1 protein-coding gene is annotated in these 259 nt (G+C 51.7%); it reads left to right on the top strand.

Features of this window, described 5'->3' with window-relative positions; translation table 11 throughout:
• The coding region (locus tag HAP95_RS17690) for a transposase (protein WP_215883680.1) at positions 1–196 on the top strand (196 nt) is incomplete at its 5' end.
• Between the last annotated feature and the right edge of the window lie 63 nt (positions 197–259).

Genomic DNA, 259 nt, shown 5'->3' with positions numbered 1-259 from the left:
ACATCGTCTGAAGACGCAGGCAGGCCGAAGCGTTTACCGTCTGCGCAAACAAACGGTAGAACCGGTCTTCGGGATTATCAAATCCGTGATGGGATTCCGGCAGTTCTCCTTGCACGGCCTGCGTCAGGTTCAAGGAGAATGGAGTCTGGTCTGCCTGGCGTGGAACATAAAACGTATGGCCGTATTGCGCCTGTAGGGCAGGAAAATGCAGATAAACCGCAAAAAACAGGGCAATAATGACCGAAATCGGCTCAAAATG

The organism is Acidithiobacillus sulfurivorans (genome assembly GCF_018853815.1).
GTDB lineage: Bacteria > Pseudomonadota > Gammaproteobacteria > Acidithiobacillales > Acidithiobacillaceae > Acidithiobacillus > Acidithiobacillus sulfurivorans.
The sequence above is the reverse complement of the archived record's forward strand: the minus strand, read 5'-3'. Positions and strand labels throughout refer to the sequence as shown.